This is a genomic window from Bacillus cereus group sp. BfR-BA-01347, assembly GCF_022663835.1.
Lineage (GTDB): Bacteria > Bacillota > Bacilli > Bacillales > Bacillaceae_G > Bacillus_A > Bacillus_A thuringiensis_K.
This window is the reverse complement of sequence record NZ_JAKUGG010000002.1, coordinates 399675-414436: the sequence shown is the minus strand read 5'-3', so window position 1 is coordinate 414436 and position 14762 is coordinate 399675. Positions and strand designations below refer to the sequence as shown.

Below are 14762 nucleotides of genomic sequence, written 5' to 3'. Positions count from 1 at the left end.
AAAGGGAGAGTCGTTCCATTGAACAGGTATACAAAAATTATTGTTGCTATGTTTTTAATGATATTTACATTCGTATCAACATTACAACCACTTGCAGTTCAAGCAGCTACCAAGTTGGCTGACGGTGAATATTCAATTGGCTTCAAAGTTTTAAAAGATACATCAGATGAAGAATCGATGATGAATCAATATTCAGTAAGCCCAGGGACTTTAAAAGTGAAGGATGGGAAAAAGAAAGTATCCTTTACATTAACAAATAGTTCATGGATTACGAAGTTTGAAACAGAAAAAGCAGGTAAGCTAGTTGCGACAAATGTAATTAGTGAAAATAAAGAAAAAGATACAAGAGTAGTAGAATTTGATGTAGAAGATGTAGAGAAGGTATTAAATGCAAAAGTAAAAGTAGATATTGATTTTTTAAATTATCATCATGAGTACGACGTTCGTATTGCATTTGATCAAAATAGTATTACACCAATTCATGTGGAACAACCAAATGAAAAAGAGGACCCAGCTAATAAGCCAGATCCAAATGAAAAACCGGATCCAGGTCAGAAGCCCGACCAAAAGCCTGACCCAGATCAACAACCAAATTCTAACACAATTACAGATGGTGCGTACAGCATTCCATTTAAAGTGTTAAAAGATCAAACAGATGAAGAATCTAAGATGAATACTTACATGGTAAATCCAGGAGTATTAAAAGTAGAAAACGGTAAGAAAAAAGCAATTGTAACATTGAAAAGTAGCTCATTAATTAAAAATTTCCAAACGGAAAAAGATGGCACATTTGTTGATGCAAAAGTAGTAAGTGAGAATAAGGAAAAAGATACAAGAGTAGTAGAGTTTGAAGTAAACGATTTATCTGAAAAACTAAATACAAAAGTATTTATCGAAATGGCATCAAGAAATTATAAGCAAACGCATGATGTACAACTTTTATTTGAACAAGATAAACTTGAACAAATTAAAAATGAAGAGAAACAACCAGAAGTAGAAAAACCAGAAGTAGAAAAACCAGAAGCAGAAAAACCAGAAGCAGAAAAACCAGAAGCAGAAAAACCAGAAGTAGAAAAACCAGAAGTAGAAAAACCAGAAGTAGAAAAACCAGAAACAGAAAAACCAGATGAAAATAAAAAAACAGATGCTGAGACAATTAAAGATGGTGAATACAGCATCAATTTCAAAGCATTAAAAGATCAAACAGACGAAATTTCAATGATGAACACATATACAAAAAGTCCAGGTGTGCTAAAAGTAAAAGATGGTAAGAAGTATGTATCATTTACGTTAACGAACAGTTCTTGGATTACAAAATTTGAATTTGAGAAAAATGGTTCGTTTGTTGATGCAAATGTAATAAGTGAAGATAAAAAAGCTGATTCACGCGTAGTGGAAGTAGAAGTACCAGATTTATCGAAAAAGTTAAATGCAAAAGTAAAAGTAGATATCGATTCAATGAATTATCACCATTTTTACGATATTCAATTTGCATTTGATAAAGGTAGCATTAAGCCGTTAGATAACCAAGGCGGAAATGACAACCAAGGTGGAAACGACAACCAAGGTGGAAACGACAACCAAGGCGTGAATGACAACCAAGGCGTGAATGACAACCAAGGTGGAAACGACAACCAAGGCGGGAATGACAACCAAGGTGGAAACAACAACCAAGATGAAAATAATAAACCGAGAGTAATAGTTGATCCGAAAAATTTAGTAGATGGCCAATATGATATTACATTTAAAGTATTAAAAGATAAAACAGATGAGATTTCAAAGATGCATGACTATGTTGTAAATCCAGCGAAATTAATCGTAAAAGATGGTAAAAAATATATTGAGATGACGCTGAAAAATAGTGCGTGGATTACGAAATTCCAAACGGAAAACAATGAACTATTCGCTGATGCGAAAGTAGTAAGCGAAGATAAAAATGCAAATACACGAGTAGTACAGTTTGAAGTAGAAGATCTATTTAAAAAATTAAACGCAAAAGTAAAGGTAGACATCGATGAGATGAACTACCATCATTTCTACGATGTGCAAATTCAATTTGATACAAATAATATCGGCGCGTTAGGAACTCTTAAAGAGGAACCGAAAAATGAACCGAAAAATCCAGTGACTACACCGAAAGTAGATAATGTAAAAACAGTAGGTACTCCTGATTTTAACCGAAATGCAGATGGTCAGAAGAAAAAAGAAGATACAAAAAATGATTCAAAAAAAGAGAAAAACTCAAAAACTGCAGATACAGCACAACTTGGTTTATACATGGTGTTACTGCTAGGTTCACTTGCTTTACTAGTTCGTAAATATAGAGCAGGTAGATTGTAATTTTTGGAGTCTTGATGCATATTCGCGTGCATCAAGACTTGTTTCATATTGTATGGAAAGGAGTTGTGATTGAGAGTGAAGAAAATTGTAAGTGTACTAATGGCTATCATTTTGTTAATGAGTATAGCCGGGTGCTCATCACCAAAAAAAGAATCAGCAAAGCAGGTAAAGAGTGAAAGTAAAGAGCGCGTCGTTGCAACAACAGTGGCTGTTACTGAAATTATGGATGCGTTAGAAGTAGATTTAGTCGGCGTTCCAACAAGTTCTAAAACTTTACCGAAGCGATATAAAGGTTTACCTGAAGTTGGGAATCCAATGAGTCCAGATATGGAAAAGGTAAAGTCATTAAAGCCTTCAGAAGTGTTATCTGTGACAACACTTGAATATGAATTAAAGCCAGTTTTTGATGGTGTGGGTATGAAAGCAAACTTTTTAGATTTAACGAGTTTGAAAAATATGCAAAGTTCTATTAGCGATTTAGGTAAGAAATATGGGCGTGAAAAACAGGCCGAAGCAGTAGTAACTAAATTAGATAAAAAGGTTTCTAGCATTCAAAAAGAAGTAAAAGGAAAGAAAGAACCGACAGTGCTTATTTTATTAGGTGTGCCTGGAAGTTATTTAGTAGCAACAGAGCATTCTTATATTGGAGATTTAGTGAAACAACTAGGTGGTAAAAATATTGTGCAAGGTGAACAAGTAGAATATTTAGCTTCTAATACAGAGTATTTAAAGAAAGCTGATCCAGATATTATTTTACGAGCAGCTCATGGTATGCCTGATGAAGTTGTAAAAATGTTTGATAAAGAATTTAAAACAAATGATATTTGGAAACACTTTGCTGCGGTTAAAAATAACCGTGTTTACGATTTAGAAGAGCGTTTATTTGGAACGACAGGCAATTTAGCAGCAATTGAAGCGTTAGATGAATTGAAAAAAATGATGTATCCGTGATGCATTTTAATATAAAGGAAGAGTAGAATGAATAAAAAAACTTGGAGTTTCCTCATTGTTACTGCATTGCTTATTGTTATGACATCATTGTCAGCGATGAAAGGGAGTTTAGAAGTAGGTATTGTTGAACTTGTACAAGGGATATTTACAGGTGGAAATGAAGATGTTGAAGTCATTAAAGATTTACGTTTTCCGCGTATTATTATTGCGTTGTTCACTGGAGCGGCTCTTGCTGTTTCAGGTGTGCTTTTTCAAGCTGTTATGAAAAATCCACTCGCCGATGCTGGGGTAATCGGTATATCTTCAGGAGCTAGTTTTATGACACTTATTATTATTACGTTGTTCCCGCAATTCTTTTTCTGGACACCCGTATTCGCCTTTTTAGGTGGTGCGCTTGCATGTTATCTCGTTTATTCGTTTTCATGGAAATCAGGATTAAGCCCGCTTCGCATTATTTTAATTGGTATTGCCATTAATGCAATGTTTACTGGGTTAAATGAATCATTCGTTACGATTTGTGGGTATTTTATTAAGAGTATTAAGCAAACGACGACTTCTAACATAACAATGAAGACGTGGGGCGATGTAGAAATAATGGTGACTTATGGAACGGTTGGTCTTATTCTTGCTCTGTTCGTAGGAGCTTGGTGTAACTTATTATCGCTACAAGATAAGACTGCGAAAAACTTAGGCTTGCACGTGACGAGAGTTCGTCTTATTATTTCTGCCATTGCAGTACTCTTAGCGGCAGTATCAACAGCGATTGCAGGTGTTATTGCTTTTGTAGGATTACTAGTTCCACATATTTCAAGACAATTAGTCGGTTCAGACCATAAAGTATTAATTCCATTTTCTGCTCTTGCAGGGGCGTTATTAATTTTGACGGCAGATACGATTGGAAGGTTAATTGTGCCACCTAACGAAATTCCAGCAGCAACAATTATGGCGGTTATTGGTGGTCCATTCTTAATATTCTTGCTTAGAAAGAGTGATAAAGTTCATGGAAATTAAAAATGTAACCTTTTCATACGATAACGTAACAAATCGATTAAAGTCTGTTAGTAGTGAAATAGAAATTGGAAAAATTACAACAATCATTGGACCGAATGGATGTGGGAAATCAACATTACTTAGTGTCATGTCTAGAAACCACGCTCCTAGCAGTGGAGAAGTAATACTTGATGGAAAAGCGATTAGTGAATATAAACCGAAAGAGTTTGCTAGAAAGCTAGCGGTTGTCCATCAACAAAATGAGGCTCCAGCAGATATTACAGTGGAAAAGCTAATAAGCTTCGGGCGTATGCCATATAAAAATATATTCTCTCCGCAAACAGATGAAGATAGAGAAGCGATTGAGCGTGCACTAGTATGTACGAATTTACAAAGTAAGCGTGATAAGCCAATTTATGCTTTATCTGGTGGAGAGAGGCAGCGAGTTTGGATCGCAATGACATTAGCTCAAAATACACCAATGCTCTTCTTAGATGAGCCGACCACATATTTAGATATTTACTATCAGCTAGAAATATTAGAGTTAGTGAAAGAGTTAAATGAAGTTCATGGACTAACGATTGTAATGGTATTACATGATATTAATCAAGCCATTCGTTATAGCGACCATATTATCGTTATGAAAGATGGAGAAATCATTACGAAAGGTAATCCTAATGATGTAATAACAGAAGAAATGGTTAAAGCAATATATGGTGTAGATGTCATTGTAAAGCAGGATGAAGATACCGGATTGTACATGGTACCTATGGGAATCTAAAGGCTGAGCATAATCCGTTTTGAGGTGATAATTTGAATAGTAAGAAAGGACGGAAAAAGAATTCTTTTTTTCAACGCATACTTACAATTGTGTTTTTAGGAATCTTTTTCTATTCAATGTATGAGTTGGGCGGGATTTTCATGGATTATTATGAAAATCGTAAAGTAATGGCTGAGGCACAACATATTTACAAAAGAAGTCCAATGGAAGAAAAATCAGAAGATGGAGAGGTACGTAAACAGTTTCAGGATCTCCAGAAAATTAATCCAGAGATAGTCGGATGGATTACGATGGATGATACACAAATTAATTATCCAATCGTTCAAGCAAAAGATAATGATTACTATTTATTTCGTAATTATAAAGGTGAAGATATGAGAGCGGGAAGCATTTTTATGGACCATCGTAATGATGTGAAATCTCAAAATCGAAATACGATTTTATATGGCCATCGTATGAAAGACGGTTCTATGTTTGGTAGTTTAAAAAAGATGTTGGATGAAGACTTTTTTATGTCTCATCGTAAATTATATTACGATACATTATTTGAAGGATACGACGTGGAAGTTTTTTCAGTATACACGACAACAACGGACTTTTATTACATTGAAACGGATTTTGAAAATGATGCAGCATATACATCGTTCTTAAAGGAAATTCAAGAAAAATCACTGTACAAAACGGATACGGAATTGACGGCTAATGATGAAATCGTAACACTTTCTACTTGTGATTATGCGCTTGATCCAGAGGCTGGGAGGCTAGTTGTACATGCAAAATTAGTAAAAAGAAATTAAAGAAAAAAGTATAGAATATGAGAAGTGATAGATAACGCTTCTCATATTCTATACTTTAAAAAAGGACTGTTTTTACTGTGCTGCGGCCATTGGCATACGTACAACTTTTACATCATAGTAAGCAATTTTATTATCAAGAATATATTCTGGCATTCCGCCTTGATGTGAGTGAGCATCTTTAAATGCAGCGCTCTTTGTCCAACCTTGGAAATCTTCTTTTGCATTCCAGCGAGTGCTAATTGTTACTTCATCATAATCAACTGTATTTTGCGTTAAAAGAACTTCTAGACCTAAAAAGCCTGGCATCGTTTCAACTTTACCTACTTTATTAAAACGCTCAATTAATTTATGTCCATTTCCCTTTGTAATTTTAGCTGTATTTGTAACAATAATCATGTTTATTCCTCCTATAAATGTAGCTATATTTTCAAGAACTCATATACATTAAATGATAATGAAAATCATTATCATTGTCAATGGTAATCTTAGTTTATGATAATATTTTTTATCCCGCTATTTGCCGGTCAGTAAGACCCCCACCTCAAAATTCAGCGAAAGCAAAGAAGTTAGGTGAGGGCTGATTAAAGTTTCCCTTTATGTAAGTACAGTGTTCTTTTTTTGAATGGGTTGACTATATATTTAACTTGGTTATATATTATGTAAATAGAATTGATTGAAAATATATAGAAGCAAAGTATGGTTTATACTTTGCTGTCGCAATACTATGAATAAGGAGGGTATTATGGTTGAATCACTTTTACTTAGTATCGTTATTATTATTACGTTAGGTATTGCTTCACAATGGACTGCATGGCGCTTCCAGCTTCCTGCCATTGTTGTTATGGCAGTTGCTGGATTATTAATTGGTCCAGTTTTCGGTATTATTAATCCAAAAGAGGTGCTTGGAGATGTTTTTAGTCCACTCGTATCACTCTCTGTTGCAATTATATTGTTTGAGGGTAGTTTAAGTTTAGATATACGTGAACTGAGGGGACTATCAAAACCAGTATTTCGTATCGTTACGTTTGGTGCGTTTATCGCGTGGATTGCTGGCTCACTTGCAGCTCATTACGTCGCTGGATTAGATTGGGCGGTTGCATTTATTATTGGAGGACTTTTTATTGTGACAGGTCCAACGGTAATTATTCCGTTGTTACGCCAAGCACGATTAAAACCAAGAACAGCTGCAATTTTAAAATGGGAAGGGATTATTGTTGATCCATTTGGAGCTTTACTTGCTGTATTTGCCTTTCAAATTGTAAATTTCTTAACGAAAGATAATGTACAATTACATACGTTGCTGTATTTCTTTGCAGGTTCATTATTTGCAATGGTGCTCGGTTATGTATTTAGTATTTTTATGAGTTATATGATTTTAAAGGGAAAAGTACCAGAATATTTAAAAGCACCAATTTTGTTAGTTACGGTATTATTATGCTTCGGCATTGCGGATGAAGTGATGCATGAAACAGGTATGCTAGCTGTAACCGTAATGGGGATTACGCTTGCACGGATGAAGAAATATATTTCTTCTATCGGTGATATTCGTCATTTTAACGAAAATATTTCAGTACTACTAACGTCGACTGTTTTTATTATATTAACAGCATCGCTTCCAAGAACAACTATTATGGAGATTTTCAGCTGGCCTATTATAAGTTTTGTACTTATGATGTTGTTTGTTGTACGTCCTTTATCGATTTGGATATCGACAATTGGAACAGAGTTAACAAAAGCAGAACGGGCGCTAGTTGGCTGGATTGCACCGCGAGGTATCGTTGCATTAACGGTTTCAAGTTACTTTGCGACGGAGTTATTACAAGAAGGTTATAAAGACGCTGCTATATTAACGGCACTTACATTTGCACTCGTTATTACGACCGTGTGTGCTCACGGATTTTCAATTGGATTTTTAGCGAAGAAATTAGGATTGGCAAATACGGAGCCACCAGGAATCTTAATTTCAGGTGCGAGTACATTCTCATCTGCTTTTGCATTGCACTGTAAAGAGATGGGTGTTCCGAGCTTAATTGTAGATGTATCTGAAGAACATTTGCAATGTGCAAAGGTGAAAGGGCTTAATACATATAATGGCCAAGTACTCTCTGAACAGTTACAATTTGAAGTTGATATGAATCAGTATGAATACTTAATTGCAGTTACAGATACGGATTCTTATAATGTATTAGTTGCAAATACATACGTACCGCAGTTTGGACATCATAATACATTTTTACTTCCAATCCATGATGTGGAAAAGATTGAACAAGAACGCATTTCTCTTTCAAAAAAAGCTCATTTACTGTTTGGTCAAAATGAAATTTATGAAGAGTTAAATAGAAAAATTGAAGATGGTTATATTTTTAAAACGATACAAGTTGCAGAAGAACAAAAAATTAATAAAGAAGAAAGCGATTCAGAGGATTTAATATTATTTATTCGCCATCGAGATGGTAGTCTTACTTTTTCAACATTGTATAAATATATAGCTGTTATGCCAGGGGATGAGCTAGTTGTACTAGCAAAGCAATAATATGGTATAGTGAAACGGGGCTGTTTTTTCAGGCTCGTTTTTAAATGCTTCCTGTAGAGAAAGCATGCAAATGGAAAGGAAGTTATTATATGCGATCAGAAGTAACTGTAAAAATAAAACCGAAATTTATAAAAGAAATTAAAAGTGGATATCCGCTTATTTTAAAAGATGCGATTCAAAATTTAAATGATGTTCGTGAAGAAGGAACAATCATCAAAGTAGTAGATGAGAAGAACAACTTTGTCGGAAAAGGTTATTATGGAAAACAAAATAAAGGATATGGCTGGATTTTAACGAGAAAAGAGAGTGAACAAATTAATCAATCTTTCTTTGAAAGTAAAATCAAATCTGCCTTACATAAACGAAAGCAATTTTACAAATCAAGTGATACGACAGCATTCCGTGTGGTGAATGGTGAAGGTGATGGTCTTGGAGGACTAATTATCGATTATTATGGTGGCTACTACGTAGTAAGTTGGTATAGTGAAGGGATTTACACTTTCAGAGATGAGATTATAGCTGCTCTTCAAAAAGTAGCAAACTTTAAAGGTATTTATGAGAAAAAGCGTTTTGATACGAAAGGGAAATATATTGAGGGTGATGATTTCGTAGCAGGAGAGCGCGGCGAGTTCCCACTTATCGTAAAAGAGAACGGTGTAAACTTTGCGGTTTATTTAAATGATGGGGCAATGGTTGGGGTATTTTTAGATCAACGTAACGTTCGAAAACAAATTCGTGATAAATATGCAAAGGGAAGAACAGTGTTAAATATGTTCTCTTATACAGGTGCTTTCTCTGTATTTGCAGCGCTTGGCGGAGCGAGTAAAACGACGAGTGTTGACCTTGCAAATCGTAGTTTAAGTAAAACGATTGAGCAGTTTAGTGTAAATGAAGTTGATTATGAAGCGCAAGATATTATTGTAGAAGATGTATTTCTTTACTTCAAATATGCAGCGAAGAAAAAAATGAAATTTGATATGGTCGTACTTGATCCTCCAAGCTTTGCACGCTCAAAAAAATATACATTTAGTGCAGCGAAAGATTATAAAAACTTATTAAAAGAAACAATTGCCATTACAGAAAATAACGGAATTATCGTTGCTTCTACAAATTGTAGCGCATTCGATATGAAAAAGTTTAAAGGCTTTATCGATACAGCATTTAAAGAAATGAATGGCAAATATAAAATATTAGAAGAACATTCTTTACCAGAAGATTTCCGTACCATTGATCAATTTAAAGAAGGAGACTACTTAAAAGTAGTTTTCATCGAGAAAATTAAAGGTTAATAAAGAAAAGGAGCTCGAGTTTACTTGAGCTCCTTTTCTTATTGAACGATATTTTGTACTCTACCGACTTGCCCGTCCTGCAATCGTACTTTAATGCCATGCGGATGGGAAGGGGAGTTTGTTAAAATATCTTTTACAATTAATTCCACGTGTTAATTTGCCTGTTCGTTGATCTTGTTTTAATACAATATCAACTTCAAGACCGGGCGCGATATTAGAACGTTTTTGTCCGTTCATTTACACACCTGTACGTCTACGTTGGTTGTTTGTTTTCTTTGTTTGTTGGTTTTGCAATTTTTTCGTTTCTTGGCTTTGATTTTTTGCATTTTGACCATTTCCATTTCCTTGCTTTTTCTTTGCAAGTTGTTCGCGCATTAAATCAGCTAAGCTTACTTTTTTGTTTTCTGACATGATAAGTCTCCTTTATATAAAGTTAATTATGAACAATCATAGTGAATTTCATCATATCATTGTTAAGGAAGGAAGGGAAGTTGGTTTGAAAATTCATATATTTGTTTCAAGTCTGTAGTAGTTAGGATACAATTGAGTTGTTAACGTTTGTAAAAAGGGGATAGACATATGTCACATCATATTTTATTAGTTGAAGATGATATCTCAATTCAAGAGATGGTGGAAAAGTATTTGATAAAAGAGGGCTTTCAAGTAACAATTGCGTCTGATGGAGAAGAAGGCGTGAACACATATTTAAAAGGTTCATTTGATTTGATTATCCTCGACATTATGATGCCAAAGCTAGATGGCTTAGAGGTTGTACGAATTATTCGAGAAAAAAGTGCTGTTCCGATTTTAATGATGTCGGCAAAAGATACAGATGTTGATAAAGCTGTTGGATTAGGACTTGGAGCAGATGATTACATTTGTAAGCCATTTTCTATGATTGAATTAGCTGCACGTGTAAAGGCAGGTATTCGAAGATCTACGAAATATTCGACTACAGAAGAAACAGAAAAGATGATTCAAATTGGCGATTTAACAATCGATCCAATTAATTTTACCGTAGAAAAAAACGGGAAGCCTCTCAAACTTACTTTAAAAGAATTTGAGATTTTAAAACTGTTCGTAAAGAATCAAAATCGTGTATTTACAAAATCGCAAATATATACGTTAGTTTGGAACGAAGAGTATTATGGAGATGATAACGTTATTAATGTTCATATGAGGAGATTGCGTGAGAAAATCGAAAGTGATCCATCTAATCCAGAATATATTAAAACGTTATGGGGCATCGGCTATAAGTTGGAAGTGATGTAATATGGTCAATTTGTTAATAAGTATTATTTTTATATTGTTATGTGTCATTTACATACAATATAAAATGAGAAAAAATAGTAGTAAAAATCTACGATACACATATGAAAAGTTGGAAAGTATTGTAAATGTACAAACAGGCGAGAAGTTACTCGTTATGACAGATGATCTAGAATTGCAAAAATTATTAGTGGCAATTAATCAATTATTAGATGCAAAACAGAAAACGAATGCAGATCATGCAAAAGTAGAAATTTCGATGAGAAAAATGCTTTCAAATATTTCACATGATTTAAAGACGCCGCTAACAGTTATTCTTGGATATACAGAAATGTTAAATAAGGATAAAACGATGAATAAAGAAGAACAGCAAATATTACTTGAAAAGGTGCATGTGAAAACACTAGAAGTAATGGAACTGATTCATAAGTTTTTTGATTTAGCAAAACTAGAATCTGGTGACAAGGCAATTGAGATGACAAAAGTAAATATGAATGAAGTTTGTCGTGAGAAGATTTTATCTTTTTATGATTTAGTGACGGCGAAAGGGTTTCAAGTTCATATTGATATACCAGAAAGAAATATATATGCACTTGGAAATGTAGAAGTATTAGGTAGGGTATTGAACAATTTAATATCAAATGCAATTACATATGGAGACGATGGAAAGATACTGGGTATGACGTTAAGAGATGATGAAACGAATGTGTATATATACGTATGGGATAAAGGAAAAGGGATTGATGAATCTCATATTGATAAAGTGTTTGAGCGTATGTACACACTTGAAGATTCGAGAAATAGATTGTACCAAGGAAGCGGTTTAGGGTTAACGATTACGAAAAGACTGGTGGAAGCGATGGATGGAAAAATTCATCTTTCTAGTAAGCCGTATGAAAAAACAATTTTTACAGTTGCATTAAAAAAGATGCAGTTTTAGCTTGTAGAGAAGTAGATTCTACAAGCTTTTTTTTCAGCGTAAGGAATTTGTAAGAAACGGGTAAGAAAAAAGAGATTTCCGTTGTCTATTATAAAAATATAAAGTAGTGCGAAAGGGGAAAGTGACATGACCTATATATTAAAAACGAATCAGTTAACGAAAGTGTTTAAAGGGAAAGAAGTTATTTCTAGCGTTAACATGCATGTGAAAAAAGGAGAGATATACGGTTTCTTAGGACCGAATGGTGCTGGTAAAACAACGATTATGAAAATGATTACAAATTTAATAAAACCGACGAGCGGTGAGATTGAAATTTTCGGTGAGAAGTTAACAGACACATCTTATGAAGTATTAAAAAGAATGGGGACAATTATTGAATATCCAATCTTTTATGATAAATTAACGGCGAAAGAAAACTTAGAATTACATTGTGAATATATGGGCTATTACGATAAAAATGAAATTGACCATGCATTACATTTAGTGAAACTGCAAGGGATAGATAATAAAAAAGTAAAAGATTTTTCATTGGGAATGAAACAACGACTTGGTATTGCAAGGGCAATCGTAACAAAGCCAGAACTGCTCATTTTAGATGAACCAATTAACGGTTTAGATCCAATTGGTATTAAAGAGTTACGAGACTTATTTAAAATGCTCTGCAAAGAATATGGCATTACATTATTAGTTTCTAGTCATATTTTAGGTGAGATGGAACTAATGGCGGATACAATTGGTGTAATTCAAAATGGAAAACTAATAAAAGAAGTTTCAATGAAGAGTATTAACGGAAAACAAACAGAGTACATTGAAATTACTGTTCCTGATGTGAAGCGTGCAGCTTATATTTTAGAAGATAAACTTGCCATAAAAAATTATAAAATAATGAGCGGAAATATGATTCGTGTGTATGATACGGCAGTGTCTCAGCAAGCCATTTCAAAAGCACTTATTATGAACGATGTGGAAATTGAAAGTATTAATAAGAAACATAGTTCCTTAGAGGAATATTTCTTAAATGTAATGGATGGAGAGGGCATTCATGCTTAATGGATTGTTAGTAAATCTAGTAAGTGGATTGGTCGTAATGTTCATAAGTGGGATTTTATATTATAGGAAACCAGGGCGGAAATGGTTGTTAATTCTACTAATGATAGGAATGTTAAGCTTCGTTACTGCTGGAATTAGAATGTTAGCAGCGTAGAGACAGGTATATAAAGAATGGAGGCGTGGTTTATATGTTTAAATTAATGAAGCTCGAATGGAAGAAACATCAATTATCTAGTTACTTTAAAAGTGTAGCAATTTGTATTATAGCAATTTTCGCTGTAGTAAGCCTTATGGCATGGGGAATGAAAGCCGAGGGAGACGTACTCTTCTTTGACTTCACACAGAATATGGCTTTAGTAAATATTTTTATTAGGATAACATTCATTATTTTTAGTTCGGTCATTTTATCACGTTTAGTAATTGATGAGTATAAGAATAAAACGATACAACTATCATTTATGTATCCGCTTCAAAGGAAAATGCTAATGAGTGCGAAATTAACAATTGTTTTTTGTTTTTGTTTTGTGAGCACGATTATCGCGACTTTCATTATTAGTTTGCTCGTATATTTTGTGAGTCCAATGATGGGACTGATTGAAACACCTGCTACGATAGGTGAAATAATAGCTATCGTTCCAGGTACTTTTATAAGTGCATTTATGATATCTGGTATAAGTTTAATTCCTTTATTTTTTGGAATGAGAAAGAAATCGACACCGACAACGATTACTTCGGCAGTAATAATTGGCATGCTGATTAGTGGTAACTATGGTCCTGGAAACGGTCAAGTAAGTATGTTTGATTTTATAGCTATCCCAATCGTGCTCTGTTTATTAGGAATTTTCATTAGTTATCTATCGTTTCGTAAAATCGACAAGATCGATGTGGCGTGAAGCAAGCCTAAAACAACAACGAACTGGGGTATGACTGGTGAAAAAAATAATAGTAATTGCAATATTATTCATTACAATTGCTAGTGCGGTTTTTGGTTTTAAGATATTTCAGGGGAAGGATTTTAAGAAAGAAAAGTCTTTTGAGATAAATAATATAAAAGAAATAGAAGTAGACAATGAAAACTGGGATATTGAATTTAAAAGTACAGACGCTAATAAAATAGTAATTTCCGCTCAAGGTGAACAAGTAGATAAAGAGATAGATCCCGTCAAGATAGAAAATGAAGAAAATAAAATTGTGATTAAGCAAAAACAAAAGGCAGCCAAATTTTTAATGGTTTTACGTTTAGAAAGAAAAATAGTATATGTATAGCTATTCCGAAGAAAGAGATAGATAAAATTGTATTAAATAATAAATCGGGTGATGTGAAAATAAACGATATAGTAGTAAAAAGCATTGTGACAAAAGGGAAATCTGGGGATGGAATGATTGTAGGACTATCAGCGGAGAAAGGTGAATTCATATCGCAAAGTGGAGAGGTAGTTGTAAAAGATAGTTCAGTACAAGAATTAAATATAAAGTCTGCGACTGGTGATAACTATATAACAAATGTAAGTAACTCAAATATGAACATCACTTCAACATCTGGGGAAGTCTTACTGAAAGATATGACAGAAGGAAAATCATTATTTGTAGAAACAAAATCAGGGGATATTGGCGTACGGTATAAAGGTGTCCCGGCATCATTGAAGCTTATGGCTAAAAGTAATTCGGCTGACGTAATAGTGGATTTAAAAGGACTTAAGAAAGATAAAAATACAGAAAAAATAAAAGTAGGAACGATTGGTGATGCAAAAAATGAAGCGAAGATTTTAAGTGAAACAGGAGTCATTTATATTGATTAAATCTTAGGAGGAAGGAGGACACT

General features: G+C 33.9%; 14 protein-coding genes and 2 pseudogenes. 13 read left to right on the top strand and 3 right to left on the bottom strand.

Annotated features, from left to right (window positions below; genetic code table 11):
• The first annotated feature begins 18 nt into the window (after positions 1 to 18).
• The 5 genes from MR143_RS05455 to srtB all read left to right on the top strand — a co-directional run bounded on the left by MR143_RS05455 (position 19) and on the right by srtB (position 5859).
• Positions 19 to 2340: an NEAT domain-containing protein gene (locus MR143_RS05455; protein ID WP_242280622.1), complete on the top strand. Its 2322-nt coding sequence runs from the start codon at positions 19 to 21 to the stop codon at positions 2338 to 2340.
• 69 nt (positions 2341 to 2409) lie between these two features.
• Complete coding sequence (gene isdE, locus MR143_RS05450) at positions 2410 to 3291, top strand: heme ABC transporter substrate-binding protein IsdE (protein WP_002164197.1); 882 nt, start codon at positions 2410 to 2412, stop codon at positions 3289 to 3291.
• Between the two features lie 27 nt (positions 3292 to 3318).
• A complete protein-coding gene (locus MR143_RS05445; RefSeq protein ID WP_001036834.1) occupies positions 3319 to 4302 on the top strand; it encodes a FecCD family ABC transporter permease in 984 nt (327 codons plus the stop codon).
• A complete protein-coding gene (locus MR143_RS05440; RefSeq protein ID WP_000403761.1) occupies positions 4292 to 5062 on the top strand; it encodes an ABC transporter ATP-binding protein in 771 nt (256 codons plus the stop codon). The genes MR143_RS05445 and MR143_RS05440 overlap by 11 nt, the downstream gene beginning before the upstream one ends.
• Before the next feature lie 32 nt (positions 5063 to 5094).
• Positions 5095 to 5859 (top strand): class B sortase, encoded by a 765-nt coding sequence (gene srtB / locus MR143_RS05435; RefSeq protein WP_001086122.1) that lies wholly within the window; start codon positions 5095 to 5097, stop codon positions 5857 to 5859.
• 72 nt (positions 5860 to 5931) lie between these two features.
• On the opposite strand, the gene isdG is transcribed toward srtB, so the two are convergent.
• Positions 5932 to 6255: a heme oxygenase gene (gene isdG, locus MR143_RS05430; RefSeq protein ID WP_000587818.1), complete on the bottom strand. Its 324-nt coding sequence runs from the start codon at positions 6253 to 6255 to the stop codon at positions 5932 to 5934.
• A gap of 346 nt (positions 6256 to 6601) precedes the next feature.
• On the opposite strand from isdG, the gene MR143_RS05425 reads away from it, so the two are divergent.
• Positions 6602 to 8392: a cation:proton antiporter gene (locus MR143_RS05425; protein ID WP_046945867.1), complete on the top strand. Its 1791-nt coding sequence runs from the start codon at positions 6602 to 6604 to the stop codon at positions 8390 to 8392.
• A gap of 89 nt (positions 8393 to 8481) precedes the next feature.
• Entirely contained in the window at positions 8482 to 9681 is a 1200-nt protein-coding gene (locus MR143_RS05420) for a class I SAM-dependent rRNA methyltransferase (RefSeq protein WP_001255969.1), read from the top strand.
• A 38-nt stretch (positions 9682 to 9719) separates the two neighbouring features.
• Here MR143_RS05420 and MR143_RS05415 read toward each other — a convergent pair.
• Both MR143_RS05415 and MR143_RS05410 read right to left on the bottom strand, forming a co-directional pair.
• Positions 9720 to 9918, bottom strand: a pseudogene (locus tag MR143_RS05415) (YwbE family protein).
• Positions 9919 to 10092 (bottom strand): hypothetical protein, encoded by a 174-nt coding sequence (locus MR143_RS05410; protein ID WP_001293578.1) that lies wholly within the window; start codon positions 10090 to 10092, stop codon positions 9919 to 9921.
• A 168-nt stretch (positions 10093 to 10260) separates the two neighbouring features.
• On the opposite strand from MR143_RS05410, the gene MR143_RS05405 reads away from it, so the two are divergent.
• The 6 genes and pseudogenes from MR143_RS05405 (at position 10261) to MR143_RS05380 (ending at position 14739) form a co-directional block, all read left to right on the top strand.
• Complete coding sequence (locus MR143_RS05405) at positions 10261 to 10953, top strand: response regulator transcription factor (RefSeq protein WP_000018036.1); 693 nt, start codon at positions 10261 to 10263, stop codon at positions 10951 to 10953.
• Between the two features lies 1 nt (position 10954).
• The gene (locus MR143_RS05400; RefSeq protein WP_000247688.1) at positions 10955 to 11890 is read left to right on the top strand and encodes a HAMP domain-containing histidine kinase; all 936 of its coding nucleotides are present in this window, start codon (positions 10955 to 10957) and stop codon (positions 11888 to 11890) included.
• 126 nt (positions 11891 to 12016) lie between these two features.
• Positions 12017 to 12940 (top strand): ABC transporter ATP-binding protein, encoded by a 924-nt coding sequence (locus MR143_RS05395; protein ID WP_000221091.1) that lies wholly within the window; start codon positions 12017 to 12019, stop codon positions 12938 to 12940.
• Positions 12933 to 13094 (top strand): hypothetical protein, encoded by a 162-nt coding sequence (locus MR143_RS05390; protein WP_000931778.1) that lies wholly within the window; start codon positions 12933 to 12935, stop codon positions 13092 to 13094. The genes MR143_RS05395 and MR143_RS05390 overlap by 8 nt, the downstream gene beginning before the upstream one ends.
• A 34-nt stretch (positions 13095 to 13128) precedes the next feature.
• Positions 13129 to 13833 carry an ABC transporter permease gene (locus MR143_RS05385; protein WP_000475557.1) on the top strand — a complete coding sequence of 235 codons (705 nt, stop codon included), beginning with the start codon at positions 13129 to 13131 and terminating at the stop codon, positions 13831 to 13833.
• Between the two features lie 37 nt (positions 13834 to 13870).
• Positions 13871 to 14739 (top strand): annotated as a pseudogene (locus MR143_RS05380) (DUF4097 family beta strand repeat-containing protein).
• Positions 14740 to 14762: the final 23 nt, after the last annotated feature.